42 protein-coding genes are annotated in these 22659 nt (G+C 34.8%); 1 reads left to right on the forward strand and 41 read right to left on the reverse strand.

The window, feature by feature from the left end; all coding sequences use genetic code 11:
- Positions 1-90 precede the first annotated feature (90 nt).
- From QFZ31_RS32650 to QFZ31_RS32770, 25 genes are all read right to left on the reverse strand, one after another.
- Positions 91-237 (reverse strand): hypothetical protein, encoded by a 147-nt coding sequence (locus tag QFZ31_RS32650; protein WP_307312178.1) that lies wholly within the window; start codon positions 235-237, stop codon positions 91-93.
- Positions 234-380 carry a hypothetical protein gene (locus QFZ31_RS32655; RefSeq protein WP_307312179.1) on the reverse strand — a complete coding sequence of 49 codons (147 nt, stop codon included), beginning with the start codon at positions 378-380 and terminating at the stop codon, positions 234-236. The genes QFZ31_RS32650 and QFZ31_RS32655 overlap by 4 nt, the downstream gene beginning before the upstream one ends.
- Positions 377-934: a hypothetical protein gene (locus tag QFZ31_RS32660; RefSeq protein WP_307312182.1), complete on the reverse strand. Its 558-nt coding sequence runs from the start codon at positions 932-934 to the stop codon at positions 377-379. Before QFZ31_RS32660 ends, QFZ31_RS32655 begins: the two co-directional genes overlap by 4 nt.
- An 85-nt stretch (positions 935-1019) precedes the next feature.
- On the reverse strand, positions 1020-1766 hold the full coding sequence (locus QFZ31_RS32665) for a hypothetical protein (RefSeq protein ID WP_307312185.1): 747 nt from the start codon (positions 1764-1766) through the stop codon (positions 1020-1022).
- Between the two features lie 947 nt (positions 1767-2713).
- Entirely contained in the window at positions 2714-3031 is a 318-nt protein-coding gene (locus tag QFZ31_RS32670; protein WP_307312187.1) for a hypothetical protein, read from the reverse strand.
- Between the two features lie 334 nt (positions 3032-3365).
- Positions 3366-3746 carry a hypothetical protein gene (locus tag QFZ31_RS32675; RefSeq protein WP_307312189.1) on the reverse strand — a complete coding sequence of 127 codons (381 nt, stop codon included), beginning with the start codon at positions 3744-3746 and terminating at the stop codon, positions 3366-3368.
- Between the two features lie 93 nt (positions 3747-3839).
- On the reverse strand, positions 3840-4034 hold the full coding sequence (locus QFZ31_RS32680; protein ID WP_307312191.1) for a hypothetical protein: 195 nt from the start codon (positions 4032-4034) through the stop codon (positions 3840-3842).
- A 133-nt stretch (positions 4035-4167) separates the two neighbouring features.
- Positions 4168-4797, reverse strand: coding sequence for an antirestriction protein ArdA (locus QFZ31_RS32685; RefSeq protein WP_307312194.1), 630 nt, complete (start codon positions 4795-4797; stop codon positions 4168-4170).
- Positions 4798-5275: 478 nt separating this feature from the next.
- The gene (locus QFZ31_RS32690; RefSeq protein ID WP_307312198.1) at positions 5276-5632 is read right to left on the reverse strand and encodes an ArdC-like ssDNA-binding domain-containing protein; all 357 of its coding nucleotides are present in this window, start codon (positions 5630-5632) and stop codon (positions 5276-5278) included.
- Between the two features lie 153 nt (positions 5633-5785).
- A complete protein-coding gene (locus QFZ31_RS32695) occupies positions 5786-6064 on the reverse strand; it encodes a hypothetical protein (protein WP_307312200.1) in 279 nt (92 codons plus the stop codon).
- Positions 6065-6262: 198 nt separating this feature from the next.
- The gene (locus QFZ31_RS32700) at positions 6263-6463 is read right to left on the reverse strand and encodes a hypothetical protein (protein WP_307312202.1); all 201 of its coding nucleotides are present in this window, start codon (positions 6461-6463) and stop codon (positions 6263-6265) included.
- Between the two features lie 122 nt (positions 6464-6585).
- On the reverse strand, positions 6586-6891 hold the full coding sequence (locus QFZ31_RS32705; protein WP_307312204.1) for a hypothetical protein: 306 nt from the start codon (positions 6889-6891) through the stop codon (positions 6586-6588).
- Between the two features lie 352 nt (positions 6892-7243).
- On the reverse strand, positions 7244-7600 hold the full coding sequence (locus tag QFZ31_RS32710) for a DUF3846 domain-containing protein (protein ID WP_307312206.1): 357 nt from the start codon (positions 7598-7600) through the stop codon (positions 7244-7246).
- Between the two features lie 117 nt (positions 7601-7717).
- Positions 7718-8323, reverse strand: a complete 606-nt coding sequence (locus tag QFZ31_RS32715; protein WP_307312209.1) for a recombinase family protein — start codon at positions 8321-8323, stop codon at positions 7718-7720.
- Between the two features lie 115 nt (positions 8324-8438).
- Entirely contained in the window at positions 8439-8660 is a 222-nt protein-coding gene (locus tag QFZ31_RS32720; RefSeq protein WP_307312213.1) for a hypothetical protein, read from the reverse strand.
- Positions 8661-8719: 59 nt separating this feature from the next.
- Positions 8720-9034 (reverse strand): hypothetical protein, encoded by a 315-nt coding sequence (locus QFZ31_RS32725; RefSeq protein ID WP_307312215.1) that lies wholly within the window; start codon positions 9032-9034, stop codon positions 8720-8722.
- Complete coding sequence (locus QFZ31_RS32730) at positions 9034-9825, reverse strand: ParA family protein (RefSeq protein ID WP_307312217.1); 792 nt, start codon at positions 9823-9825, stop codon at positions 9034-9036. The genes QFZ31_RS32725 and QFZ31_RS32730 overlap by 1 nt, the downstream gene beginning before the upstream one ends.
- Positions 9826-10088: 263 nt before the next feature.
- Positions 10089-10685: a cell wall hydrolase gene (locus QFZ31_RS32735; protein WP_307312220.1), complete on the reverse strand. Its 597-nt coding sequence runs from the start codon at positions 10683-10685 to the stop codon at positions 10089-10091.
- An 18-nt stretch (positions 10686-10703) separates the two neighbouring features.
- A complete protein-coding gene (locus QFZ31_RS32740) occupies positions 10704-11033 on the reverse strand; it encodes an HNH endonuclease (RefSeq protein ID WP_307312223.1) in 330 nt (109 codons plus the stop codon).
- A 63-nt stretch (positions 11034-11096) separates the two neighbouring features.
- Positions 11097-11528: a hypothetical protein gene (locus QFZ31_RS32745; RefSeq protein WP_307312226.1), complete on the reverse strand. Its 432-nt coding sequence runs from the start codon at positions 11526-11528 to the stop codon at positions 11097-11099.
- Positions 11528-11812, reverse strand: a complete 285-nt coding sequence (locus QFZ31_RS32750; protein ID WP_307312229.1) for a DNA ligase LigA-related protein — start codon at positions 11810-11812, stop codon at positions 11528-11530. Before QFZ31_RS32750 ends, QFZ31_RS32745 begins: the two co-directional genes overlap by 1 nt.
- The gene (locus tag QFZ31_RS32755; RefSeq protein WP_307312232.1) at positions 11809-12120 is read right to left on the reverse strand and encodes an NINE protein; all 312 of its coding nucleotides are present in this window, start codon (positions 12118-12120) and stop codon (positions 11809-11811) included. The genes QFZ31_RS32750 and QFZ31_RS32755 overlap by 4 nt, the downstream gene beginning before the upstream one ends.
- Positions 12121-12384: 264 nt before the next feature.
- On the reverse strand, positions 12385-12756 hold the full coding sequence (locus tag QFZ31_RS32760) for a hypothetical protein (RefSeq protein ID WP_307312234.1): 372 nt from the start codon (positions 12754-12756) through the stop codon (positions 12385-12387).
- 3 nt (positions 12757-12759) lie between these two features.
- Positions 12760-13086, reverse strand: coding sequence for a sigma factor-like helix-turn-helix DNA-binding protein (locus QFZ31_RS32765; protein ID WP_307312237.1), 327 nt, complete (start codon positions 13084-13086; stop codon positions 12760-12762).
- Between the two features lie 2 nt (positions 13087-13088).
- Positions 13089-13631, reverse strand: a complete 543-nt coding sequence (locus QFZ31_RS32770; protein WP_307312240.1) for an AAA family ATPase — start codon at positions 13629-13631, stop codon at positions 13089-13091.
- 151 nt (positions 13632-13782) lie between these two features.
- On the opposite strand from QFZ31_RS32770, the gene QFZ31_RS32775 reads away from it, so the two are divergent.
- Positions 13783-14178 (forward strand): helix-turn-helix domain-containing protein, encoded by a 396-nt coding sequence (locus tag QFZ31_RS32775; RefSeq protein WP_307312243.1) that lies wholly within the window; start codon positions 13783-13785, stop codon positions 14176-14178.
- Positions 14179-14194: 16 nt separating this feature from the next.
- Here the strand turns inward: QFZ31_RS32775 and QFZ31_RS32780 are convergent, their stop codons facing one another.
- The 16 genes from QFZ31_RS32780 to QFZ31_RS32855 all read right to left on the reverse strand — a co-directional run.
- Positions 14195-14581 (reverse strand): hypothetical protein, encoded by a 387-nt coding sequence (locus QFZ31_RS32780; protein ID WP_307312244.1) that lies wholly within the window; start codon positions 14579-14581, stop codon positions 14195-14197.
- Positions 14581-14859: a hypothetical protein gene (locus tag QFZ31_RS32785; protein WP_307312247.1), complete on the reverse strand. Its 279-nt coding sequence runs from the start codon at positions 14857-14859 to the stop codon at positions 14581-14583. The genes QFZ31_RS32780 and QFZ31_RS32785 overlap by 1 nt, the downstream gene beginning before the upstream one ends.
- Before the next feature lie 2 nt (positions 14860-14861).
- Positions 14862-15104 carry a hypothetical protein gene (locus QFZ31_RS32790; RefSeq protein WP_307312250.1) on the reverse strand — a complete coding sequence of 81 codons (243 nt, stop codon included), beginning with the start codon at positions 15102-15104 and terminating at the stop codon, positions 14862-14864.
- The gene (locus tag QFZ31_RS32795; RefSeq protein WP_307312253.1) at positions 15104-15304 is read right to left on the reverse strand and encodes a hypothetical protein; all 201 of its coding nucleotides are present in this window, start codon (positions 15302-15304) and stop codon (positions 15104-15106) included. Before QFZ31_RS32795 ends, QFZ31_RS32790 begins: the two co-directional genes overlap by 1 nt.
- Positions 15304-15519 (reverse strand): hypothetical protein, encoded by a 216-nt coding sequence (locus tag QFZ31_RS32800; protein WP_307312256.1) that lies wholly within the window; start codon positions 15517-15519, stop codon positions 15304-15306. The genes QFZ31_RS32795 and QFZ31_RS32800 overlap by 1 nt, the downstream gene beginning before the upstream one ends.
- 91 nt (positions 15520-15610) lie before the next feature.
- Positions 15611-15937, reverse strand: a complete 327-nt coding sequence (locus tag QFZ31_RS32805) for a MazG nucleotide pyrophosphohydrolase domain-containing protein (RefSeq protein WP_307312260.1) — start codon at positions 15935-15937, stop codon at positions 15611-15613.
- Positions 15930-16142 (reverse strand): hypothetical protein, encoded by a 213-nt coding sequence (locus QFZ31_RS32810; protein WP_307312263.1) that lies wholly within the window; start codon positions 16140-16142, stop codon positions 15930-15932. Before QFZ31_RS32810 ends, QFZ31_RS32805 begins: the two co-directional genes overlap by 8 nt.
- A gap of 64 nt (positions 16143-16206) precedes the next feature.
- Positions 16207-18426, reverse strand: a complete 2220-nt coding sequence (locus QFZ31_RS32815; RefSeq protein ID WP_307312267.1) for an adenosylcobalamin-dependent ribonucleoside-diphosphate reductase — start codon at positions 18424-18426, stop codon at positions 16207-16209.
- A gap of 127 nt (positions 18427-18553) precedes the next feature.
- Positions 18554-19396 (reverse strand): thymidylate synthase, encoded by an 843-nt coding sequence (gene thyA / locus QFZ31_RS32820; protein WP_307312270.1) that lies wholly within the window; start codon positions 19394-19396, stop codon positions 18554-18556.
- Positions 19389-19709, reverse strand: coding sequence for a hypothetical protein (locus tag QFZ31_RS32825; protein ID WP_307312273.1), 321 nt, complete (start codon positions 19707-19709; stop codon positions 19389-19391). Before QFZ31_RS32825 ends, thyA begins: the two co-directional genes overlap by 8 nt.
- Positions 19709-20035, reverse strand: coding sequence for a hypothetical protein (locus tag QFZ31_RS32830; protein ID WP_307312275.1), 327 nt, complete (start codon positions 20033-20035; stop codon positions 19709-19711). Before QFZ31_RS32830 ends, QFZ31_RS32825 begins: the two co-directional genes overlap by 1 nt.
- Before the next feature lies 1 nt (position 20036).
- Positions 20037-20585, reverse strand: a complete 549-nt coding sequence (locus tag QFZ31_RS32835) for a thymidine kinase (RefSeq protein ID WP_307312276.1) — start codon at positions 20583-20585, stop codon at positions 20037-20039.
- Positions 20586-20677: 92 nt separating this feature from the next.
- Positions 20678-20866: a hypothetical protein gene (locus tag QFZ31_RS32840; RefSeq protein ID WP_307312278.1), complete on the reverse strand. Its 189-nt coding sequence runs from the start codon at positions 20864-20866 to the stop codon at positions 20678-20680.
- 25 nt (positions 20867-20891) lie between these two features.
- Positions 20892-21383 (reverse strand): crossover junction endodeoxyribonuclease RuvC, encoded by a 492-nt coding sequence (locus tag QFZ31_RS32845; RefSeq protein WP_307312279.1) that lies wholly within the window; start codon positions 21381-21383, stop codon positions 20892-20894.
- Positions 21376-22275, reverse strand: a complete 900-nt coding sequence (locus QFZ31_RS32850; RefSeq protein ID WP_307312282.1) for a PD-(D/E)XK nuclease family protein — start codon at positions 22273-22275, stop codon at positions 21376-21378. The genes QFZ31_RS32845 and QFZ31_RS32850 overlap by 8 nt, the downstream gene beginning before the upstream one ends.
- 62 nt (positions 22276-22337) lie before the next feature.
- Positions 22338-22659: DNA polymerase (locus QFZ31_RS32855; protein ID WP_307312285.1), on the reverse strand; the 322-nt coding region annotated here is incomplete at its 5' end.

Consider the following 22659-nt stretch of genomic DNA (forward strand, 5'->3'; position numbering starts at 1 on the left):
TTTTCTTCCCCTATTTAGGTACTAACGAGGTAAGGCAATTTTAGGACAAAGAAAAAACCCCACCCTGTAAAAAGGTGAGGTAAGTTAAGTTTATTTAGTCCAAAGGTATTCATACCATTCATATTCTTTATCTACTTCCTCGTCCGTCCATAGATCACATTCGTCAGGTGAAGCAATATAATCCTCTAAGTGATACATTGAATCTATTATGAATCGTACCTTTTGTTCTCTAGTCATTGTACTTCCTCCACGTTTATAACTATTACGTTGCCATCTTTTAGAACCCCTAATAGAATCCTGAAAGAAGAATCCTCGACAATACGTAAAGTAACCTCAGCCCAATCTAATGAATACTTATCAGCCACGTTTACTAGTTTCATCTTGTCAGCACCTTAATAAGATCAGCATAGGAAAGCGTCACAAAATGGTGGTTATCTAAGTGGTATTGAAGTGTCTTAGGCTTAATATGAAACTGACCTTCACCCTCATTACCTTTATGCTGTTTATTGCTGTACTTCATATTGTCACCGATCTGATCAGGTGTAGCCATAAACACTACTACTCTATCAGCAAACAACATACCGTAAAACAGAACGTCAAACTGATCTCTCTTAATCTGTTGGATATTACAGTCAAAGTCGTTATATTGCCATTCTCCAAACGGAAACAAACGTACTGACAGCCCTTCACTTTCAATAACTGAAAGTACGTTAAAGTCCTCAATAGTACGGTTATGAGTTTTCTCTACACGACTAAATTTAACTTCAACTCTAGTAGCAATATCAGTACCATTATTAGTACCAGTATTTAAGTCATGGTGGATATTGTCACTAAATTTAGTATTAGTAAGGTTCTTAACTACCATTTCCATTACCTTACCGAATCTACGTGTATTCATTTGAAATAAGTTGTCTCTAAAAGTCTTTACGTCCATTTCCAATTACCTCCTAAGTTGTTGTGTTACACTTAGGTACTAACTGGTAGGGACGATTTTAGGACAAAAAAAAATAACCACCGTTTTACACAGTGGCTAGTTCTCTCTTATTCTCGAAACACCAATAAACGTATTCTCGATATTCTCCTAATGTCATATTGTTACGATCAGCAACCTCGGTCATAACCTCATAGAAACGATCTAAGGTAAAATTTAAACGCTGGTGATTGGCTATTGCCCACTCAAACACATTCTTATTGTTTTTAGAGGAATTTAACTTAGCGTCAAGGGGAATCATGTTTTCGTAAATAGTGCCTCCATATCCAGTATATAGAGGAATAACGTGGTCTAAGTTAATGCTAGTAGAACCAGTTAGTACACATTCGTTACCTAAAGACAGCCCTTCTTCCATTGTTAATGTAGCTGGAAGTGAGTTCTTTCTAGCACGTCTACGCTGGTCTTGTATGGCTATCTTATCTCTATTAGCCTGTTGCCACACTCTATGCTTTTTCAGTAGTACTTCTCTATTCTTTTCACGATAGCCCTTTGACCATTCTCGTGATTTTTCCTTTAGTTCCTCTTGATTTTCACGATAGTAATTAAAAGAGTATTCCCTAAAGTATTGCTTATTTTCTTCTCGATATTTTTGTTTATCTACATCATGACATTCTTTGCATTGAGGATATAAACCCATGAACACTTTCTTAGATTTGCTGAACTCATTAGCCTTCTTTATTTCGGAACACTTAGAACACTCCATATAGATATTACCTTCCGAATCCTTATACCCTTTACGACCTTTTTTGTTTACTTCAATTACACTCAATTCCATTGTTAGCACCTCCACTTAGGTACTAACTGGTGTCGTGTCGTATAGGACAAAAAGGTTTTGAAAAACTGGTGGAAAAATTTTTAACCGTCCAGTACAATAGGAGAAAGTGAGTTTCCTTAACCACCCTTGCCTTACTGGTAATAGCTGGTATCAATAGTTTTCAAAAATGGTATATTTATTTTTCATACAGCAGACGAGGGGTATACAGACCCCCCAGCCCCCCTATGGTGGGGTAACGTGGTACAGCGTCACAGCGTTAATGCGTTAATACGTTAATACGTTAATGCTTTAGTGTGGTGAAGTGCTTCATTCCTTTTCTTCTTTTGATTGTCACTATTGATTGGCGTTCGTGCCTTGCGTGGCGTGGTGCTGGTGCTGTCGATCAGTTGTGTTCACTTGTGATTGGTTGGTGTGTGTGTGGTGTGCTGGTGTGTGGTGCTGTATGTGGTGGGCTGTGCTGTAGTGGTGCTGTGCTGTGCCTTACCTTATTCTAGTGTGCTGTGCTGTGAGGCGTTCTAGGTGGGTGCTGTGCTGTGATAGGTGCTATAGTAGGGTGTTTATAGGGGTGCTGTGCTATAGTGGCTTATAGGGGCTTTATAGGGGCTGTGCTGTGAGGGGCTTTATTTTAAGGGGTGCTATTATAGACCGTCCTTTATTGTGCATAAAAAAAGTTTCAGCGACCAGCGTATAAAAGAGGCAAACAAGCAGTAAAAGCACAAAAAAGCCCACTTTTAAAATACCTCTTTTTTCAGTCATGGCAATAGTTCACAGTAAAAAAAGTCCCTTGTGCATGTAGTCATAAAAAAACTTGTCTCACAGCGTTGTTCGTTGGAAGTGTTCTCTATTCAGTACAAAGCAGCGAAGCACTTTTTGATCAATTCAGGACATAAAAAAAGGCATAAAAAAAGTCCTTACCAGTAATTAAACCAGTAAGGAAAATCCGTCTATTATTTAGTTCCTGTTTTACGTCCTCTAGTTGCTTGTTTAGGCTGTTCAGGTGTCTTAGTATTACTTTCTATTTCAGGCTGTTCTAAAGGCTGTTCAGGTTCTTCTAAAATAGGTTCTATTACTTGTTCTATATTACTATTAGTTTCTGTTTCTTCAACTTGCATAAACTCTTTTATATGTAACTCTTTTACCCCTAGTCTTAATACATCAGCTAATGATACTTTTCCATAACTCATTCTATTATACTTGTCATGTATTTCTAATAACTGTTTATAATCTGTTTCGGTTAATCTTACTGATACATTATGATAATTCATTTACTATTACCTCACTTATAATTAGTTTGTTTGCTGTCTATTACAGTATACTAAATAGGATTAAGTGAGGCAACCTTAATAAGTTTATATAAGTTTATATTACTGTTAGGCTTTCTTAGTTATATGTATGTGAATGGTGGCATTTTTACAGGGATAATAGCAATACAATTTATGACAATAGCTGTAAGCCTTGATATGACTGGATTCCTTCAAAGGTAACAATTTAGGGATTAACCTTACTAAAAACGTTAATACCTCTTTAAAGGACATTAACACAAGGACATTAAAAAAAGGACTATCTCTAGTCCCTTAGGTTAACTTAACTTGCCTTGCCTTACGCTGTATATTTAATTTGTTTATTGATACAAGTAACGCTTTTCGCTTTCTGTAAAGCCTGTTCTTGCAAGTCAACGAACGTCTTATACTTGTATGGGTTATAGTTTGCTTTCTGTTCTTCCTGTCCAGCCTGATCATTTACATAATAGCCAGTTACAAAAGCGTGTACGTTCTTTTTCTTTTCTCTTAATACTCTTTGACGACCAGCCTCAGAAACTTTAAATTCACAGCCTTCTAAGTTGATCACTGGTGTATGTCCTATTACTAAACCTGTTTTAGCGTCCTGTACTGAGAAAACCATTTTATGAAGGTTGAAATATACCTTTACTTTCTGTCCAGCTTCGATTGTACGTCCTTTAATAGTTGTTAAGTTTGTCATTGTGTTAGTCCCCTTTAAGTTAAGTTAGTTTGCCTTGCCTTACTCTTATTATATTACAGGGCTGACTATCAAAAGTCAACCCCTTTTGATTGATTATTTTTGTGAGTGTTTTAATTCAGTGATATAAGCAACCACTTTATCATAGTGTGTACGCTGTTTGTATAGTATTGTTAGTTCCTCTTTAAACTGGATAGTTACCTTAGTAAGAAAGTTCGTTTGTAAGTCCTCTCTGTTAGCCTCAACGTAAGCCTTAATTTCTTCTTTTAATCCTGTGATTGTCTTTTTCATTTTGTCGTCCACCTTTTAAATTTAGTTTGTTTGTTGATCTGTTACTATCATAACCCCTAGACTTTTGATTGTCAACAGGTAAACGAAAAGTTTTTTAAACAACAAAAAAAGGACTATTTCTAGTCCCTTTCTATTAAGCCCATATTTGAATGTATGTTTGTTGTCCTAAGTAAGTAAAGTTACCTTCAATTTCCATATCCCTACCAAAAGCGTGATAGTCAAAGTAGTTTTCAGCTGTAAAAATTCCTTCCTCGATCATGCTTTCAATCATACAATCTTTTTCGTGTTCGTCGTCGTCCATTCCGATTTCCTCAAAATATCCATCAATTTCTAAATCTCTTTTGATCTGTTCAGCGTCTATATAGTAAGTAACATTACTTACAGCGTCCTCAATACTTCCAATGTGTTCATGTATCCAGCTATAAGCCACGTCAGACATTTCTTGACAGTCAGTGTAAATTGTGTATTCGCCTTGTTCAAAGATGTTTAAAGCCTCGTCCCAATAGCTTACAGCCTCATAGATATTTACAAGCGTTTCGCTGTCGTCCTCGTCCATTTCTGAAAGTGCTACTAGTTCAGAGAATGAAAGTTTATCAAGATCACTAGAAAGATCACTTTCAACCCATTGTAATTCAACGTCATGTGAACCGTTTGGATTTAAGTTTTCCCAAAACTCGTTAATTTCAGTTTCGCTTGCTGGTAGTTCTAAAGATCCCATTTTGTAGCTGTGAAGATTTAAGTAGTTTAAAGTTAAGTTTGTCATTTTGTTTTTCCACCTTTTAAGTTAGTTTAGTTTGCCTTGCCTTACCTTACAAATACTATCATATCATGTACACTTTTGATTGTCAAACACTTTTTTGAATTTCTTTTTTAGAAGATAATTTTGATCACGTCCAGCACGTCAGCCAAACGAAAAGACACTCGAACCATTTTTTTAAACATATCTAATTTTTGATTACAGCGTCTAAACGCTTGCTGTTCCCTACTAGTCATTTTCTGATTACCTCGTTTCTTTGATCTGTTACTATCATAAACCCTAGACTATTGATTGTCAATACTATTATTGAATTTAATTTTAATACTGTTATTAGTACTAACTTTAATAGTCACTATCATATGTGATTATAAGCGTTTAAAGGCTGTTTTAAGGGTTCTTTCTATTAGTCCTATATGTAGGTGACTAACAATATTTAAAGTCCCTTAAAACGGGATTATAAAAGGACAAACAAAAAAGCCAGCGTTTAGGCTGACTTTACTTGTGTAAAAGTATTCTTTTTCTTTTTCGCTGGTGCTTTCTTTTTAAGTTCTCCTTTTTCTACTTGATCAGGTGTAAATAGTGCTGAACTTTTTAACATGAATCTAGTTTCTTCTTTTTGCTTGCCTGTCTTTTCGTCAATGATCTTTTCGCCTGTCTTTTCGTCAACCAGCTTTTTAGTGAATGGTTTCCATAAATCTAATTTTAGAAAAGCCGTTTCACCTTTCTTTACTATCATTCCCACCTTTGCCCACTCGTTAAAAGTTTTAAGATTTTCACCGTCATATTCAAAATCATTATAATAGGTTAACGCTTCTTCGATTAGTTGTGTATTAGTTGCCATGTAAATTACCACCCTTTAAGTTAGTTTAGTTTAAGTTGCCTTAACTCGATAACCTAATATTAAACCATGTTCAATCATATGTCAAACACTTTTGATAACTTTTTTTAAATTATTTTTTCCTTCTATATAAGGACATAAAAAAAACACCAGCTTTTAAGCCAGTGCCTTTTCTTTTTCTGATCTTTCTACATATGCAGTCCATGTAGCGTCAGACCATATTTTATTAGAAATTCCTAACAATGTTTTACTATCTAGTATTGTTTGCATATTTGATCTTAACTTTCTTACCTGATTTTTTGACCAGTCATACTCACTTGAATCACGACCATATTTTTCTTTTTCAAGATCACGCTGTTCATTCATATCATACATATTAGATTCGATCTCGATATATTGTTTCGCAAGTGTTAAAGCCATTTCTTTTTTAGTCATTTTAATTTCCACCTTTTAATTTAGTTTGTTTGTTTGTCTCTTACAATTACTATCATAAACCTTACAGTTTTGATTGTCAACACTTTTTAAAAAAGATTTATTATTGTTACGATACCTACTATATAAAAGATCACTTTATAAGTTTTAATTACTGGTTTCTTGCAAGCCTTAAAAAATTCCTTTAGATCATTTAACATATTATTGACCAGCCTTTTCTAATTCTTTTTCAAGTCTGTAAAAATTCATTTCAGCTATAACGTCAGGCACACCAGTTAATTTTAAGTCATAGCTTAATTTTCCTAGTTCAGCAAGTTCGTCACCAGTTGCCTTTCTTTTCATGCTGTACGTTATTTCTAATAACTCACAGTAGCGTTTAAATTTAGTTAGTTCATTATTCATGGTTGAAAACCTCGTTTCATTTATTTGATAAACCTATCATAACTCATAGACTTTTGATCTGTCAACACTAATTTTAAATTTAATTTCAGTACCAGTATTAAAGTATAAAAAAAGACCAGCGTTTAAGCTGATCTCTTTTTCTCGTATGGGTTAACTGTCATGTTTTCTATATCTTGATATGAGAACTCATAAGAAAGGTTATTAGCTAACATAAAAACATCATCATGTTTTATATTAAAGTCACTAGCAAATTCAACGATACCAAAGATTTTTTGTGAAAAGTTTTTGATCTGTTGTTCTTCAAACTCGATTCTTAAAACATCATCAAACTGTTTACCTTCTTTAATAGATTCTTTTGAGAATTGAATTTGCCATTGTAGCATTGAAACCTTTTTACCAAACTTGAAAAGCATTTCTTTTTTAGTCATTTTAAATTACCGTCCTTTAAGTTAATTTAGTTTGCCTTACAAATACTATCATAAATCATACAGATTAGATTGTCAACTAGTTATTTAATAATTGTATTTGTGCTGGAATAACAGCGACTAGAGTAATTACAGTTACAAAGAATAAGATACCATAGAACCATAAAAAATCAGATAAACAAATTCTTTCTTGACCAAAAAAATACATATTCAATTTACCAAACATTTAACATTACCTCACTTTAAGTTAGTATGCCTTACCTCACAAAACCTATTATAAATTACAATATATCGTAAGTCAACAGTTATTTTAAACAAATAAAAAAGGCAAGTCATTAAGACTTACCCTTTAAGATTATTTCCATAATCTAAAATGTTTACGTGTTATAAACCTTGATTGAATTTCCTCTATTTCCTGATCAGTTAAAGAAATGGTTTCGCCTTCCTCGTCAGTACCAGTTATTATAATGTCACCTAAAACAATATCTACAGGCTTATTATTTGTATCAATTAAATAAAAATTAGGTTTCATACCCTCGATCAATTTACCTTCTTCATTTATCCATATGGTTATAGAATCATTAACCCTGATAGCCTCTATGTAGCCACCTACAACAGCCTGTAAATGTTCTAAAGAATGTTCAAACTTCTCAACTAAATGAATTTCCTGTTCACCAGCGTTAGCAATGATTACACGAATATCTTTTTCCAAAATAATTACCTCACTTTAAATTTAGTTTGCCTTACAAATAATACTTTACACGATATTAAAAACAATGTCAACTTTAAATTTAATACTAATATCAGTACTATAAAAAAAGACCAGTCATTAAAGACCAGCCTTTTCTCTATGTTTCCGTAAGCGTCTAAAGAAAGTCGCCTCTGTTATATTATCTTTGCCTTTTTCATTAGTACCATATTTAGCTATGATTTCTTTAACAGTCATACCCTTTTCTAAATGATCTTCTAAAGCTAAATCATAAAGATTTTTATTCACCTGAGGACGACCAAATTGTACACCCTTTGCCTTTGCATTTTCAATAGCTGGTTTAGTTCTTTCAACTATAAAATTACGTTCCATTTCAGAAAACATTGCAAGTAATTGAAGCATAGCCTTTGCCATTGGTGATTGATTAGAAGTATCAATATTATCGTCAATAGACTTTACAAAAATACCTTTCTTTGTTAGTTCCTCAATTAAGTTTGTCACCTGACTTACTGAACGTCCTAAACGATCTAACTTTTTAACAATAATAACGTCACCAGCCTGAACGATTGAAAGTAATTCTTGTAAAGATTTTCTATCCATGTTAGTACCAGTTAAACGATCTGTATAAATATTTTTAGATTCAATACCATAATTAGAAAGTGCCTCAATTTGTAAAGTTAAATCCTGTTGAACTGTTGATACACGACCATATCCGTAAATTGTCATAATAAATTACCTCACTTTAAGTTATTTTATTTAAGTTGCCTTAACTCGATAAACTAACTATATCAAATGTTTAAGACTATTGCAAGTACTTTTTTAAATAAAAAAAAACAAGGCATTAAAGCCCTGTCTCTTTCTTTTCAATAAGTGCCTCTATTTCTTGTTTTAAACCGTCTATACGTGTTATATCAATCTGATCAGCCTGACGTTTAATTTTATCATCAAGATTAGTCATACTCGCTAAAATATCTAAAGCGTTATAAAGTTCACCACTGGCATTATCTAATTGTTGCCATACAGTGTGTAAATTTCTTATAGTTTTATTCACTCGTTTAGTCATTACATGATACCCCTTTTCATAGTCGTAATAAAATGAACTAACATTTATTTCAATTTCCTTCATTGACGAATACCAAAAACTTGTTTTAAAAAGTTGTTCACTAGATCAGACTTTGCACCCTTGCCATGTTCATTACCAAAATTATTAAATGCCTCTATAACGTCAGTATCAAGATATATAGAAACTTGTTTCTTTACGATCTTTTCAGGTGGAGTATAAAACTCAGAAATTGCATGGTTCAAAGTTTGACCTTCCTTGACTTTAATAACAGGCTGTTCAGGAATATCCTCTTTAATAACAGGGTGTTCAAGTTGTTCAGGTTCATTGTTTGTATTGCCCACGTCACTAAAAGAAATTAAAGATTTTTTAGCCATTATTTAACCACCTTTAAAGTATTTTCGATCTCATTCCATAAGGAAAAATAAAGCTGTGATTTTTCACTTTTACGATTAGATATAGTTACAGGTTTACGATCAAAACCGATTGAATTTGCGTATTGAACAGTACGAGGAATAACAGTTTCAAAAGTCTTATAGCCATTTTCAAAGGCATACTTTTTAGTTTCCTGACTGATAACCTCATGTAAGTTAGCGTTATGAACTACTTTAGTAAAAATTACCCCCATGATTTCAAGATTAGGGTTAATACCTTTAAAATCATTTACAGTAGTTGTCACAGCCATTAAAGAACGCATAGCGTAAGCCTCAGGTTCAAAGGGTATAATAACATTGTCAGCAAAAGAAAACACGTTACCATTCATTAAAGAAAGGCTAGGGGGTGTATCTATCAATATGTAATCATACTGATCACGTAAATGATCTAAAGCGTCTTTCATTAAAAGAAATGGTTTAGGGTATTTATTAGGGTTTCCGATAACATCAAACTCAAAAGAAACTAGATCAAGATTAGAAGGGACAAGATCAATATATTTATCAATCTTTACAATAGTATCCTCAACAGGAACGCCACCCACTAAAACATCATAAATAGTTGTTCTAAAATTATCAGGATTAAGACCAAAACTAATTGAAACATTACTCTGATTATCAGCGTCAACCACTAAAACTTTCTTCTTTAGATAAGATAATACACCAGCTAAATTACTGGTTGTCGTGGTTTTTAAAACCCCACCCTTATTATTGTTAACACACAAAACTATTCCCATTCAATAAACCACCTTTAAATTTAATATTGTACCTTACACTTATAACAATAACAGAATTAAATTTAATGTCAATACTAAGTTTAGTACTAATAAAAAAACTTTACAAATAGCCTTATATAATATAAGATGTAGTTAACACTTTAATTTAGTATTAGTTTGTTGATACCTTACAGATTAAACCCCTGACTTTCATTAGTTGGGGGTTTTTTCGTATGTATGTAAATAAAAAAAGGGACAAGGGAATAAACCCCTGTCCTTTTCTTTTACTTTTTAAATACATGATTACCAATAGTAACAGTAGTCTGTTTAGAATCTAACCAGCGACTAGTAGCAGTAGTAGGATTATAAAAGAATAACGATTCACTATTAGAACGATCAGCAGTAACAGCCTCATTGACAGCCCTTATAGAATCAGCGTCAGCCTTTTGATTTATTTCACCGTTAGAAACTGGTGTAAATTGTCCTGACTGATAAATAACCCCTTTAATAGTATCAGGGAATTGAGAATGATCTACACGATTAAGGACAACATAAGCCACAGCGACTTTACCAGCATAAGGTTCACTTTCAGCCTCAGCACGAACCAACCTAGCTAATAAATCTTTCTCATATGCTGAAACGTTACTAACATTTTCAGACCCCTGTGAGTTATCTTTATTCGTGTTCACATTCTGACCAACATAGATTTTATTTAAGTCAGAAATTTGTGGGTTAAGAGTTTTTAAATCCTCTAAAGAAACATTATGAGTTTTAGCTATATTATACATAGTGTCACCTGTTTTAACCTCGTAAGCAAAAGCATGACCAGCAGTAAAAAAGAAAGCACCAGCAAACGCCAATGCCAAAATATTTTTAAACATTATAAAACCCCTTATCTATTATTTTCTTTCAGGTATAACCTTTAATAATGCCTTGCCTGAATCAAGGGAATGGATTAAAGAATGATGATTACCACATAAAACAGATAGGTTTTTAGTAGAATCATTTTTTGCTAGTTGGTTATCTTTAAATTCGTCATAGCCTTGTTTCTTTGCCTCAGCTAATAGACGAGTATATTCAGAACCCTTAGCCTTTCTTAACTTCTTTTCGATTTCCCATTGTTCTTGATAATCAATGTGGTGTACTTCAACACCAGCACGATAACCACAGATTTCACAAGCCTCACCGTAAACCTTTAAAGCTGAATCTCTATAATCTTTATTGATCATGATTTCACCCCCTTTCAGGTAAAATAAAAAAAGGTAAGTCAAGTTAACTTACCTCTTAAATATTTATTTGGTTTTCATGTAAAAATCAGCGTTAATTAAATCATCAAGATCAGTAATGTAATGATCACTAAAATCAGTGAATCGACCAAACACTTCAAACTCACCGTATTTCTTTACATAAACCTCATGACCCTCAGTTCTAATAGCGTCAAAGGCTGTTCTAAAATCAACCTTCTCAAAAGCGTCAACACGTTTAAAAGTTGAACCAGTAATAGCCCCATAAGGTGTTACAAGGGTATCAGAACTATCATCACCATAAGAACCATAGTGTTTCATAACAACACCGTAACCACCTTGTTTTTTCATAACAACTCGTGAACCTTCAAAGTCATTATTAGGACAATCAACTATTTCAAAAACGTCACCGTCCTCAGCCCAACGAAAAACTTCCCAATAAGTATAAAAAGAACCAGTTCCCATTACTTGCATTTCCATTATAATTTCCTCTTTTCAGCATGTATTTTTAAAAGTTTATAACCAGTGTTTTGAATGTCAGGAATTGAATAAGGTAAGTCATAACCACTTGAACCGTCAAACTCTTTAAATCCGTCATAGTAAACAGTCATTTTAAATTGATCAGGATTTTCTTTAATCCACTTTGCTAATTCCTTTGACCACTGATCAAAAGTATGATCTGATATGATAGATTCATTTAATTGATAGTAAAGAAATGAATGGACAAGAATCTGTCTTTGCCTTCTATTAGCCCACTCAATCATTTTCTTTTCACGTCTTTAACGATCTGTAAAGTTAATTCCTTATTAGCCTGACTTACTAAGCGTCTAATGTTCTGTACGTCCTGTAGTCCAGCAATAGCCCCAAGACCACATGTAAAGACTGTGACAGCCATTACTATTAAGCCTGTTCCATAGTTACCTGTATAGAATCTATGAAGCCCTACAGCCCCACCAATAGCCCACAGCGTATAGGCTACTTTAACTGACTTACCTTGCTTTCTAAATACCTTAGAGAACTCAGTTAATTCGCTTGCTGTAAGGTTTTGAGTAGCTTTTTCAATCTCGTCCATTTCGTACCCCCTTGTTTAATGCCTTACAATTAAGTACTAACGAAAACAAAAGAAAAAAGGACACCCAACCTGTAAAAAGTTGAATGTCCCTTGTTTTACCTATTGATAAAGATAGCTAATATAACCCAAACAATGAACCACAGCACGTATAAAGATACTGATATAATCAAAGGTAAGAATACATAAAACCATGAAAAGCTAACAATTCCAACTAGTTTAAGTACAATAAATATAAGTGTCAATAATTCTAAAAATCCCATGTTATCACTCGTCCTTATTTTGAGTTTTTGTTTTAAATGCGTTAGGGTGTTGCTTAACTTCTTTTAGGATAATGAAGTCTATATTTTCATCCCCTACACGTCTTTCACGTCTATTTCTTAGCTTTAATTGAGTGTGAGAAAGTATAGGAAAATCAGTTTGTTTAACCTTGTGAGTGCTTTTATTTCTTAATTCGTCAGCTAATAGGTAAGTACCTAATAGATCAAGAAAGTAAGAGTTTTTATAAACCTTACCAGTTTCTTTCCAATACCATTCAGTAAGATCAGTCACCTGTTTAATACGTGTTTCCACAGGTAATAGTTCTTTTAGTTCTAGCAAGTCTTGAACCTCTTTTTCAAACTGATCACGAACCCCCACAGTTTATTCACCCCTACTTTTAATAATCATATGATAAGTAGCAAGGTTTTTAATTGCCTTTACCGTATGTTCCTGTACAGTTTGTTGAGTTAAGTTAAGTTCATTAGCCACGTCAACCTGTCTCATATCCTTAAAGTAAGTTAACTCAATAACTTCCTGTTGACGATCTGTTAAGGCTTTTTTCATAGCAAAATGAAAGTCTAATAGCATATCACTAATAGAAAGATCATTAGCGTAAAATCTTGCCTCAGCTAGTTTGTGGTAATCTGTTAAGAAAGCTGTTACCCCTTTTTCGTTCTCCAATTTGTAAGCCTGTTCGTATTTATTCATGACTATTCTTCCTCCATTTCGTTTATAATAAATTTGATTTGTTCGTTTAAATCCTCTATTGTGGTGTTATTAGTTATTAGGTAATCGAACCCTAAAGCGTCAACACTTAATTCCGTTTCGTGGTAAAAATCCTCATGATCAAAGGTGTCGCCTGACTGTTTAATTCGTTCAATTCTTAACTCGTCCTCAGCCTCAACCTTGATAATAATGAACCCTTGTTCTTTAAGATATTTGTACTCGTTTTCTTGTCGTAAATCAGTTACAACAATGTCAATATTCTCGTCACCGAACCATGTAGTAATTTGGTCTAAACGTCTATCTAAAATCTCCACCCATATGTCAGGGTTAAATTCTCTAAATAGCTGACCAATAGCCTGATACAATTTTCTAGGTTTTCCCTGTAGTAATAACTCAGGAAAATAAAGTTGTATAACTTCCTTGATTCCCTCACCAAAAGCCATTGACCTAAACGCTTTATGAATTAGGAAATAGTCAGCCACAGTATTTTTACCTGACCTCATTTTTCCTGTAATAGCAATTCTCATATGAACACCTCTAAAAAGTATTTAGGGTTTTCCCCTACACTTAGGTACTAACGAAAACAAGGTGTTTTAGGACATTTCCCCTACTTGCTATTTACGATATATTGTATTATACTGTGAGATATAACAAACTAAGTTAGGGTGTGGTAGTACAATGATAGTTAAGGTACACGATAAGACTAATGAACAGGTGGTCAGCAACCTAGAAAAGTTCCCTTATTTCACTATTAGGTGCAAACTAGGAGAAGTACTTAAAGAACGTGGTTTAAAAATGCAAGAATTAAGCGACTTGACAGGTATAAGAGTGGCTACGATCTCAGAAATGGTTAATATGAAAAGATCAACCTTAAACGTGCCTCACATAATTGTAATAGCACAGGCTTTAAGGATTGACGATATAAGCAAGCTATTTGAATTTATAATGCCTGACGATACTAAAGAGATATTTACACAAGATCAGGAAATAATAGCTAAAGAGGCTATACTACCTGAACAGGAAGAATACTTAACTAAAATGAGACAAGAACGAAAAAATCCCACCACCGATTAAGGTAGTGGGTTTCTTTTTACTCTTTAGGTGCTGGTAGTAAGAATTGTGCCTTATCTAATTCCTTTTGTAATTCTTCCTTAGCTTTGTCCTCGTCAGTCTTAGTAGCATTTTCAACCATTTGGTCAAACTTAGAAATAAGTTCTGAACGATCAATTTCAACATACTCAGTAAGTTCACCTTTTTCAATGCCAGTGTGAATAGTTAACATTGTTCCTTTAACATCATCAACTAGTAGCATAGGTTTTTCTTCACCAGCGATATTGAGATTAAATTCAACTACAGCGTTATGAACTGGATATTTTTGTCCTTTAGCCTTAGCCTTAACTAAAGTGTTTTCTAAGATTTCTTGAATACCTTTACCAATTTGTTGTGGTGTTGCTGACCCTTGAAATACGATTCTCATTATTGTTTGCCCCCTAATGTAAATTCTTTTAGTTTGAATGATAGTTCAATGTGATTCTTAATCTCACCTTTTTTAGCAATAATGTTAGCTTGTACTTGATCATGGGCATTTTCTAACGCCTTGATATTAGCCTCAATACTTTCTAAACGCTGTTCGTCAGCCTTAATAGATTGTTCAATAAGTGTGATAGCTTGATCAACTTCATTTGACGCTTTTTCAAAAGTGGATACAGCTACGTTAAGTTTCTTTTGTGCCAGTAAATGTTTTTTAGTTTCCATGATTATTTACCCCCTAGAATCTTATGAATTTCTTGATATTGCTTTAACTGGTTTTGTGCCTTAATACGTCCAATCATGTTACGTACAAGGTGAATAGACAACCATATTGAAAGGTAAACAGCATAACTAATAGGTTCATAAATCATATGGGCTAGTGCTGGTACACCATAGAACCAACTAACAATAAGACCAATACAACCAATAACAATGATTAGAAAGAGTAAAACCTCAAATACTTTATTCACTAAATTTCCCACCCTTCAACTTTTCGTACACCCATGTACTGAACTAAACATGTTTCGTCACATAAATACTCGTTATCCTCAGTGGCTAGAAAGTCCTCGTCTATGTGAAGTTCACCGTCACAGTTACAACAGTAAGCAACAACTTTATAAACATCTTTTTCAAGTGGACGAACCATAGGATTTTCAACGTCATATCTCATTAGTCAAGTTCCACCCTTCCAACCTGTTTACGTTCAATCACATAATGTTCAATAGATAAAGTACTTTCATCATAGCTACCCATTTCGGAAGTAATCTCAATTTCACGACCAGCTTGAAGAACTAAAATGATTGTGTTGTACTCGAAACGAATGTCCTTTACTGGATAATTTAATAACAGTGTTTTGATTGCCTCTTGATTGAATTTGCCTTCCATTTCATCACCTCATGTTTTATTTGCCTTACACTTAGGTACTAACGATACCGACAAGTTTTAGGACAAATAGACATAAAAAAAAGTGAGGCAATTAAGCCCCACCTTCCTCATAAGTATTGTATTTAAAAGGACGTTTGAAATTCTTGTCCATTTTCTTTTGAATAGCTGTATCAAGATCAAAGTCAAACATTAAAGCAAAGTTCATAGTACGAATGATAATGTCAGCAACCTCAGCCTCTATATCCTCTTGTGAGTTTTCGTTCATTCCTTGCTTTTTGATCACGTCAACTAGTTCACTGATTTCTGTATGTGCTAAACTTGCCTTTTCATAGAAAGTTGATTTGTCATAAGCGAACCCTTTTTCATCAAGTAACTGTTTTACTTGTGATTGTAGTTCTTTGATTGTCATTTCAGCCATTGTACATAGTCCCTCTTTTCCCATTTTTGTAGTGTTGTTTTTGTGGTTTGAACTCTTTCAATTCTTTAGCCATTTGTCTAATTTGTTTGTCTCGTCCTCTAATTTGTTTGTTTTTATTAGATAGTTGATTTTTAAGGTGATAGTTCTCAGCTTGTAGCCTCTTAAACTCGCTATAAAGTTCATCATTAGGTAGTAGGTTTTCCATTGGACATAACCCCTTTATATATAATTAGAACGTGAGGAAAAGCCCCCACGTCCTTAATAAAGTCTTAGATAGAACAGCTTTGAGAACCACAGTTATCACATTGTGGACAACCTTCAACCATGTGAAATTCCTCAGAACCACAGTTACCACAAGTCCAGTCGTCATACTTACCTTTAACCTTAGTACCAGTATTAGTACCAGTTTCGTCCTTAACTTCAACTTCAACAGTAGTTTCAGTGTCAGTAGAAAGTGTTAGAATCTGTTCGTCACGAGAATCCTGTCTATAGATTGTTCCACCCTTACAGCCTGATTTATAAAGATTCATGTAAACAGCCTCACATTGTTCTACAGTGTAATTAGCTGGTGCATTAACTGTTTTACTGATAGATGAATCAATATACTTTTGTGCTACAGCTTGAACCATTACATGTTCCTCAGGGGTTAAATCCATAGCCCCAACAAAGTAAGAAGGTAATTCATTTACTGTTGGGTTACTGTCCATAAATGCCTTTGCTACACCAGCATACTGTACAGTCTTACCGATACGAGAAAGTCTGTCATACTTCATAGCAAAGTGAGGTTCAATACCAGTACTAACACTACCGTTAATGTCTAATAGTGAAGGTGTCATAGAACCTGTTGTACCAGTAGGTGCAAAGGTATTTAATGTTAGGTTACGAATACCGAATTTTTTAATATCGTTCTGAATGTCTTTTGGTAGACGTTTAACGAAACCTGATTGCATGAATTTAGTTTTCTTGAATAATGGGAATGAACCTTTTTCCTTAGCTAGTTCAACACTTGCACGATAAGATTCATCACGTAAGAAAGCCATAAGCTGATCAAACATAGCGTTAAACTCAGGTGAACCGTATCTAACACGTAAAGCGATAGCTAAGTCAGCTACACCCATGCCACCTAAACCGACACGTCTTTCTCCCTGTTGCCATTTCTTCATGTCCTTGTCAAAGTAGTAAGTTAAGTCAATAGCATTGTCAAGGAAACGAACACCAGTATGAATAGTTTCTTTAAGTAAATCCCAATCAATTTCATATAAGTTACCTAACTCGTCTGTGCCTGACACTTTAATCATGCGACCAAAGTTAACAGCAGATAAGTTGCAAGTGGAATTTCCAAGAATTGGTTGTTCACCACAAGGATTAGTAGCCTTAACTACACCTAAGTAATGTCCGTTATGGTTACGTTCAACCTCGTCAATGTAAATAATTCCCGGTTCAGCACTCGTATGATTAGAAACCATGATCTTATTCCACATTTCCTTAGCCTTAACTGTTCTGTGAACCTTAACAGAATCTTTACCATGTTTCTTAATCCACTTATCAAGATCACCGTCCCAATCCTTGTCATAGCTAGAATGAGAAGTGTCAGGGAAAACAAGATTCCAGTCTAAGTCATGTTCTACAGCAAACATAAAAGCGTCAGATACTAGGATTGAACTATTGTTACCTTCCATGAATCCTTGCTTACGCTTTGCCCCAATAAAGTCCTCGTTATAGTCAGGTGAGTTAATGTCATTTGTGTAGAATACGTCAGGGTGCCAATCATGTAGTGTAAGCATTTGTGCCCCACGTCTATTAGCCTGATTGATAAACTCAGTAAGTCCACTGAATTGATTACCTATAAAGATAGCACCAGTTGACTGACCTTTAGTTTTTGATAGTCCTGAATAACGTGGTCTAAATACTGATAGGTTAGTACCAACGCCTCCACCTCTAGCCATGATTTCAGAAATACGTCCCATATGGTGAAAAATAGCCTGTCTTGAATCACGACCTTTTTCTTTTGCGTAAGGTGCTAATTCAACGTCAATTACATAACAGTTAAAAAGTGTTACCTGTGAATCATCACCAGCACCAGTTAAGATACGTCCACTAGGTACAAGGTGGAAATTCTCAATAGCTTTCTTAGCTTTCTTGTAAAATGCCTCTTTAGTTTCGCTAGGTTCTACACTTGCTAAAGCACCAGCTACACGATCAGCAGTTTGTTCAAATTTTGTTTCTACTAAAGCGTCAACTAAGTTAATATCTTGTACGAACTCGTCACCCACTTGATATTCAAAACCGTCAGCAGTTTGAAGTGTCATGATAACTTTTTCGCCTTCAACAGCCTTAACAGTAGCTATTTCACGAACAGGATATTTACCGTCCTTTACTAGTGTTACAACGTCAGCACCCACTACAATAAACTGTGACTTATCCATAGATTTCTTTGCATAACGTGTTAAGTATAATTTTCTGTGAAACCCTTCTAATTCGATTGCCATAATATATAAACTCTCCTTTTGATTGTCATTTTTTAGTGAGTGGTTCAGCCGAACCCCTTACAATTAAGTACTAACGATATTGAAAGAAAAAAGGACACGAGAAAGTAAATTTCTCATGCCCTAATTACTAAATAGCTATTTCTAACTTACCTATTTGTGGGTGTGGTTCATAACCTTCTAACTTAAAGTGTTCAACCTTGAAGTCATAGAAGTTCTTAACTGAATCGTCAATGATAAGTTTAGGTGCTGGTAGTGGTTCTCTACCTACAACGTCAATAGCCTGATCTATATGTCTTGTATAGATATGAAGGTTGTTAATGTAGTGGTTAAACTTTCCTACTAACATGCCAGCCGATTGTGCTACCATGTGTAACAGTAAAGCGTATTGAGTTACGTTAATGTTACCAGCCACAAGGTAATCACTTGAACGCTGTACAAGTGTCATATTAAGACGTTCACCGTCAAAGTCCCACATTGTCAAGAAAGCACAAGGATATAAAGTCATTCCATGTAAGTCCTCGTGATTGTAAAGGTTAGTTATCATTCTACGACTATAAGGGTTATTCTTTAAGTCCCATATTAGCCTGTCTATTTGAGTGAAATAACCTTCCTTGTACTTGTGTTCATAAGCCATTTGACGACCATAAGCAAGCCCTAGATCACCCTTGTCATTAGCCCACTCACGCCAGTACTTAACACCGTACTTATATTCTAATAGTTCAACGTCATTAGACTGTTCTTGATAAATCCATAAGTCCTCTTTTAGTCCAGCCTTCCAAGCAGTAGGACGTAAAGAACCTATAGGAAATTCCTCAGCAAGATCATACTCATTAAGGACACCAAAAACTTTAAGGGTGTTAGCTGGTGTACCGTCAGCCCAAACAGGACGAATAGCTTGTCCCTCGTCAGATACACCTTGATTTAATACCCTTTTAAGGTTCATCTTAATTTGAATATCAGCCTTAGTCATTGTCGTGACCACACTCGAAACCGTCCTCATATCCCTCAGCGTAACCCTCAGCTTTTCCTTCCTCAAAAGCGTCCTCTACTTTAGAATCAAGTTCATATTCAGCCTCACTATATCCCTCAGAAAAGCCCTCGTCTTTACCCATATCATATTGATACTCAGCCTGTTCCTCTAAGTCCTCAATAGTGTCAGTAATGACAGTGATAAGGTTGTCAAAGTCGTCCTCTAGTTCAGGTGCTTTTTCAATCATAGCCTCTAGTTGATATGCTAATGTGCGTTGACCTTTATCGAATAATAATTGTAGTTCAAATTTCATTAGTTTTTACCTCCAAAGTTAGTCACTAGTTTTAGTAGCTGGTCTAGCTGTCTCAAAGTCCCTTTAAATTCAAAGTCAGCCTGTTCAAACTCGATAGGTGATTCCATAATTTCTTCTTTAAGTGCCTGTCTTAATGAGTGGTTTTCTTCTTCTAACTTAATGATCAATGCCCCAGCGTGTACGTTTTCCTCGTGCAAGATTCCGTTTTCCTCTAATAGAGAATCGTTAAGACTTTCTAAGTCCTCATACTGATCTTTCATAACCTCGATTTGTGCCTCTAATTCCATGTTTGTAACGTTAGCAATAAATAATTTAAAGTTTTCCATTTTAAAATTCCTCCATAGGGTTTTTATTGTCATAGCATTTTCTACATAGTGGTTGATAGGTGTCACTTGAACCTAATACATTTCTTTCTTTTTCACTTGTCTTACGATCAGACACCCAAGCGTCTTGACCACAGTGATTACATACAGCCTTTAGTTTTACAACGTCCTCAGCAATAGCCATAAGACTAGCTGTTACAATAAATGGGTTAGCCTGAAAGTCAATGTCAAGACCAGCAACAATAACTGTCTTTCCTTTTTTCAAAAGAAACTTGATAACCTCAACTACCCTGTGATTAAAGAACTGTATTTCGTCAATCAAGTAAACGTCATGATTCATAAAGTCCAGTAGTTCGTCAGGCATTGACACCTCAATATTAAAAGCGTGTACCTTTTCACCGTTATGAGTGACTATTTCATTTTCTGAATAACGAGTGTCAAAGTTAGGCTTGAAGTAAGCCACTGTTTTTCCAGCCCTTTCTAACCTTCTTCCACGTCTTTGTAACTCAGTGGATTTCTCAGCAAACATTGAACCAGTGATAACGGTTAACACGTTTATTCCTCCTTTTTGTTTCGCCTTACATTTATGTACTAACGATTAGTGACCTTTTTAGGACAAAAAAAAGAACGCTTTTCAGCGTCCTGTTAGAATCCTATTGATTTCTTTTCTTTCTTTTCTTCCACTTCCTCTTTATAAATACAGATCAAGTAAACAAGTTCTTTATCCTGTTTACCTAAGAGTACCTGAACTACATAACCACTATCTATTAAGCCTTTTACGATACGATTCTTTGATTCAATGTCATAAGCGTAAATAGTGTAGTCGATACTCATAATAGTCTCACCTCCTTTGAGTGAACTATATCCAACCTTTCTGTAATGCTAATGCGATAGCGACACCAACAGCGTCAGATTCATCATTCGTTTTATACTTAACGACACCTACATAACTTTCTAGTGCCTCAGCTAATTGTTCCTTTGTAGCCTTACCGTTTCCAGTAACAGCTTTCTTCACTGAGGTAGGTGCTATTTCGTCTATATTCTCAACCTCTTTACAATATAGCGTAAAAAGTAATAGTCCTACCGTCCTTTGAATCTGTTGAGTAGCTACAGCGAACTTATTAAAGCCTTTTTCAAACACCACAGCGTCAAAGGTATAACGATCAAGAATGTCATTAGCATGATTCCATATTTGAAATAATCTAAAGCCTGTTGACTTCTTTGAATTTGTTTTAACGTGACTTACCTCAATGACTTTTATATTCTTTGTAATTAAGTTAACTTCACATACAGCAAAGGCTGGACAGGCAAGTGAACTATCAATAGCTAATATTAGTTTCTTGTTACTCATTGACCTCACCACACACTTTCTTGTATGGACAGAACATACACTTACTAGGATTAGGTGCTGGTACATAACCAGTGTCAACCTTTTCAGCAACCCTAGCCCACTTGTTTAACAGGATAGTACGATCTTGTTCAGTTATTCTAGTGTAGAAAATCTTAAAGTCAGGACGTGCGTTTTCATTTGTTGTCCATTTGTCCTTAGCTACAGATTCATAAGTTATTAACCACTCGTCAACACCGAATAGAATAGAGTAAGCTACACACTGTAACCTATGACTAGGTGAAGGTTCTTTAAGTTGCTTTATTTGTGCTACACTGTTTGACTTTGTTTTATATTCAAAACCAACCTTAGTACCGTCTTTGTATTGAAGGATACCGTCACACATACCGAATAGAACGAATGTTACACCGTTATGTTCGATTACCTTCCAATCCTCAATATTCTTTTCCCATGCTGGTAAACCATTTTCCAATCTCAATACTACAAAGTCAGGATTTTCTACAACAATTTCAGCCTCTAATAGTTGTCGCTGGATAGCACCATGAACAGCAGTACTATTTCTAGTCCACCGTCTTTGAAATGGGTGTCCTGTATCCTCGTCCTTCTCAGCCTTGTTAGCCTTAAAGAACAATTCTCTTTCACACTTGTCAGAACTAGAAGGTGAAAACCTTGCTAACTCTTTAGGGTAAGTCTTAGGTGTTTTCATTACTTCAATAGCGTGTGCCTGTTCTTTTAGTAGTAGTTCCTCAACCTCAACAATATCAAAGTAATCCTTACTATTAACAGCTTCAATGTGATTATGAAACGCTTGAACCAATTCGTCACCACGTTTATTCCCCTCTTTCTTTGCTAATACTTGTTCTCTTAATTCAGTAGGTTTAGAAAGCAAACTCATTTTTTACACGTCCTTTTCTTTTTTATATAAAGAAAAAGACACCCTCTAAGAGTGTCCTTTATTTAAGCAAAATGTTTTTTAATTGGTGTTAAGTCGCCCCAACAGTTTCCTAACTCACCGTCAGTACCACTAGGAATGTTATTAAGTTGTACAGTGTCAGTCATGACAGCCTCAAATAATGCTACTTCTTCTCGTGTAATGTCCTTAGGTACTCTAAATAGTAATTCGTCATGTACTGTTGCCAGTAGTGCGAACGTTCTATCAGGTGTAGAAAGTTGCTTACACAAGGCTTGTCCCTCGATCATACATTTCTTAGTTTGAATGGCTGACGTTCCTTGAATCTTAGCGTTAGTTGAATAAGTGTCATAAACTCTAGCTGGATTT

It is taken from the genome of Neobacillus niacini (assembly GCF_030817595.1).
GTDB lineage: Bacteria > Bacillota > Bacilli > Bacillales > Cytobacillaceae > Neobacillus > Neobacillus niacini_G.

What these genes read in the sequence shown, in the direction of transcription:
- QFZ31_RS32650 (WP_307312178.1), bottom strand. Translation starts at nt 237, where the DNA reads ATGACTAGAGAACAAAAGGTACGATTCATAATAGATTCAATGTATCAC.
- QFZ31_RS32655 (WP_307312179.1), bottom strand. Translation starts at nt 380, where the DNA reads ATGAAACTAGTAAACGTGGCTGATAAGTATTCATTAGATTGGGCTGAG.
- QFZ31_RS32660 (WP_307312182.1), bottom strand. Translation starts at nt 934, where the DNA reads ATGGACGTAAAGACTTTTAGAGACAACTTATTTCAAATGAATACACGT.
- QFZ31_RS32665 (WP_307312185.1), bottom strand. Translation starts at nt 1,766, where the DNA reads ATGGAATTGAGTGTAATTGAAGTAAACAAAAAAGGTCGTAAAGGGTAT.
- QFZ31_RS32670 (WP_307312187.1), bottom strand. Translation starts at nt 3,031, where the DNA reads ATGAATTATCATAATGTATCAGTAAGATTAACCGAAACAGATTATAAA.
- QFZ31_RS32675 (WP_307312189.1), bottom strand. Translation starts at nt 3,746, where the DNA reads ATGACAAACTTAACAACTATTAAAGGACGTACAATCGAAGCTGGACAG.
- QFZ31_RS32680 (WP_307312191.1), bottom strand. Translation starts at nt 4,034, where the DNA reads ATGAAAAAGACAATCACAGGATTAAAAGAAGAAATTAAGGCTTACGTT.
- QFZ31_RS32685 (WP_307312194.1), bottom strand. Translation starts at nt 4,797, where the DNA reads ATGACAAACTTAACTTTAAACTACTTAAATCTTCACAGCTACAAAATG.
- QFZ31_RS32690 (WP_307312198.1), bottom strand. Translation starts at nt 5,632, where the DNA reads ATGGCAACTAATACACAACTAATCGAAGAAGCGTTAACCTATTATAAT.
- QFZ31_RS32695 (WP_307312200.1), bottom strand. Translation starts at nt 6,064, where the DNA reads ATGACTAAAAAAGAAATGGCTTTAACACTTGCGAAACAATATATCGAG.
- QFZ31_RS32700 (WP_307312202.1), bottom strand. Translation starts at nt 6,463, where the DNA reads ATGAATAATGAACTAACTAAATTTAAACGCTACTGTGAGTTATTAGAA.
- QFZ31_RS32705 (WP_307312204.1), bottom strand. Translation starts at nt 6,891, where the DNA reads ATGACTAAAAAAGAAATGCTTTTCAAGTTTGGTAAAAAGGTTTCAATG.
- QFZ31_RS32715 (WP_307312209.1), bottom strand. Translation starts at nt 8,323, where the DNA reads ATGACAATTTACGGATATGGTCGTGTATCAACAGTTCAACAGGATTTA.
- QFZ31_RS32720 (WP_307312213.1), bottom strand. Translation starts at nt 8,660, where the DNA reads ATGACTAAACGAGTGAATAAAACTATAAGAAATTTACACACTGTATGG.
- QFZ31_RS32725 (WP_307312215.1), bottom strand. Translation starts at nt 9,034, where the DNA reads ATGGCTAAAAAATCTTTAATTTCTTTTAGTGACGTGGGCAATACAAAC.
- QFZ31_RS32730 (WP_307312217.1), bottom strand. Translation starts at nt 9,825, where the DNA reads ATGGGAATAGTTTTGTGTGTTAACAATAATAAGGGTGGGGTTTTAAAA.
- QFZ31_RS32735 (WP_307312220.1), bottom strand. Translation starts at nt 10,685, where the DNA reads ATGTTTAAAAATATTTTGGCATTGGCGTTTGCTGGTGCTTTCTTTTTT.
- QFZ31_RS32740 (WP_307312223.1), bottom strand. Translation starts at nt 11,033, where the DNA reads ATGATCAATAAAGATTATAGAGATTCAGCTTTAAAGGTTTACGGTGAG.
- QFZ31_RS32745 (WP_307312226.1), bottom strand. Translation starts at nt 11,528, where the DNA reads ATGGAAATGCAAGTAATGGGAACTGGTTCTTTTTATACTTATTGGGAA.
- QFZ31_RS32750 (WP_307312229.1), bottom strand. Translation starts at nt 11,812, where the DNA reads ATGATTGAGTGGGCTAATAGAAGGCAAAGACAGATTCTTGTCCATTCA.
- QFZ31_RS32755 (WP_307312232.1), bottom strand. Translation starts at nt 12,120, where the DNA reads ATGGACGAGATTGAAAAAGCTACTCAAAACCTTACAGCAAGCGAATTA.
- QFZ31_RS32765 (WP_307312237.1), bottom strand. Translation starts at nt 13,086, where the DNA reads ATGAATAAATACGAACAGGCTTACAAATTGGAGAACGAAAAAGGGGTA.
- QFZ31_RS32770 (WP_307312240.1), bottom strand. Translation starts at nt 13,631, where the DNA reads ATGAGAATTGCTATTACAGGAAAAATGAGGTCAGGTAAAAATACTGTG.
- QFZ31_RS32775 (WP_307312243.1), top strand. Translation starts at nt 13,783, where the DNA reads ATGATAGTTAAGGTACACGATAAGACTAATGAACAGGTGGTCAGCAAC.
- QFZ31_RS32780 (WP_307312244.1), bottom strand. Translation starts at nt 14,581, where the DNA reads ATGAGAATCGTATTTCAAGGGTCAGCAACACCACAACAAATTGGTAAA.
- QFZ31_RS32785 (WP_307312247.1), bottom strand. Translation starts at nt 14,859, where the DNA reads ATGGAAACTAAAAAACATTTACTGGCACAAAAGAAACTTAACGTAGCT.
- QFZ31_RS32795 (WP_307312253.1), bottom strand. Translation starts at nt 15,304, where the DNA reads ATGAGATATGACGTTGAAAATCCTATGGTTCGTCCACTTGAAAAAGAT.
- QFZ31_RS32800 (WP_307312256.1), bottom strand. Translation starts at nt 15,519, where the DNA reads ATGGAAGGCAAATTCAATCAAGAGGCAATCAAAACACTGTTATTAAAT.
- QFZ31_RS32805 (WP_307312260.1), bottom strand. Translation starts at nt 15,937, where the DNA reads ATGGCTGAAATGACAATCAAAGAACTACAATCACAAGTAAAACAGTTA.
- QFZ31_RS32810 (WP_307312263.1), bottom strand. Translation starts at nt 16,142, where the DNA reads ATGGAAAACCTACTACCTAATGATGAACTTTATAGCGAGTTTAAGAGG.
- QFZ31_RS32815 (WP_307312267.1), bottom strand. Translation starts at nt 18,426, where the DNA reads ATGGCAATCGAATTAGAAGGGTTTCACAGAAAATTATACTTAACACGT.
- thyA (WP_307312270.1), bottom strand. Translation starts at nt 19,396, where the DNA reads ATGACTAAGGCTGATATTCAAATTAAGATGAACCTTAAAAGGGTATTA.
- QFZ31_RS32825 (WP_307312273.1), bottom strand. Translation starts at nt 19,709, where the DNA reads ATGAAATTTGAACTACAATTATTATTCGATAAAGGTCAACGCACATTA.
- QFZ31_RS32830 (WP_307312275.1), bottom strand. Translation starts at nt 20,035, where the DNA reads ATGGAAAACTTTAAATTATTTATTGCTAACGTTACAAACATGGAATTA.
- QFZ31_RS32840 (WP_307312278.1), bottom strand. Translation starts at nt 20,866, where the DNA reads ATGAGTATCGACTACACTATTTACGCTTATGACATTGAATCAAAGAAT.
- QFZ31_RS32845 (WP_307312279.1), bottom strand. Translation starts at nt 21,383, where the DNA reads ATGAGTAACAAGAAACTAATATTAGCTATTGATAGTTCACTTGCCTGT.
- QFZ31_RS32850 (WP_307312282.1), bottom strand. Translation starts at nt 22,275, where the DNA reads ATGAGTTTGCTTTCTAAACCTACTGAATTAAGAGAACAAGTATTAGCA.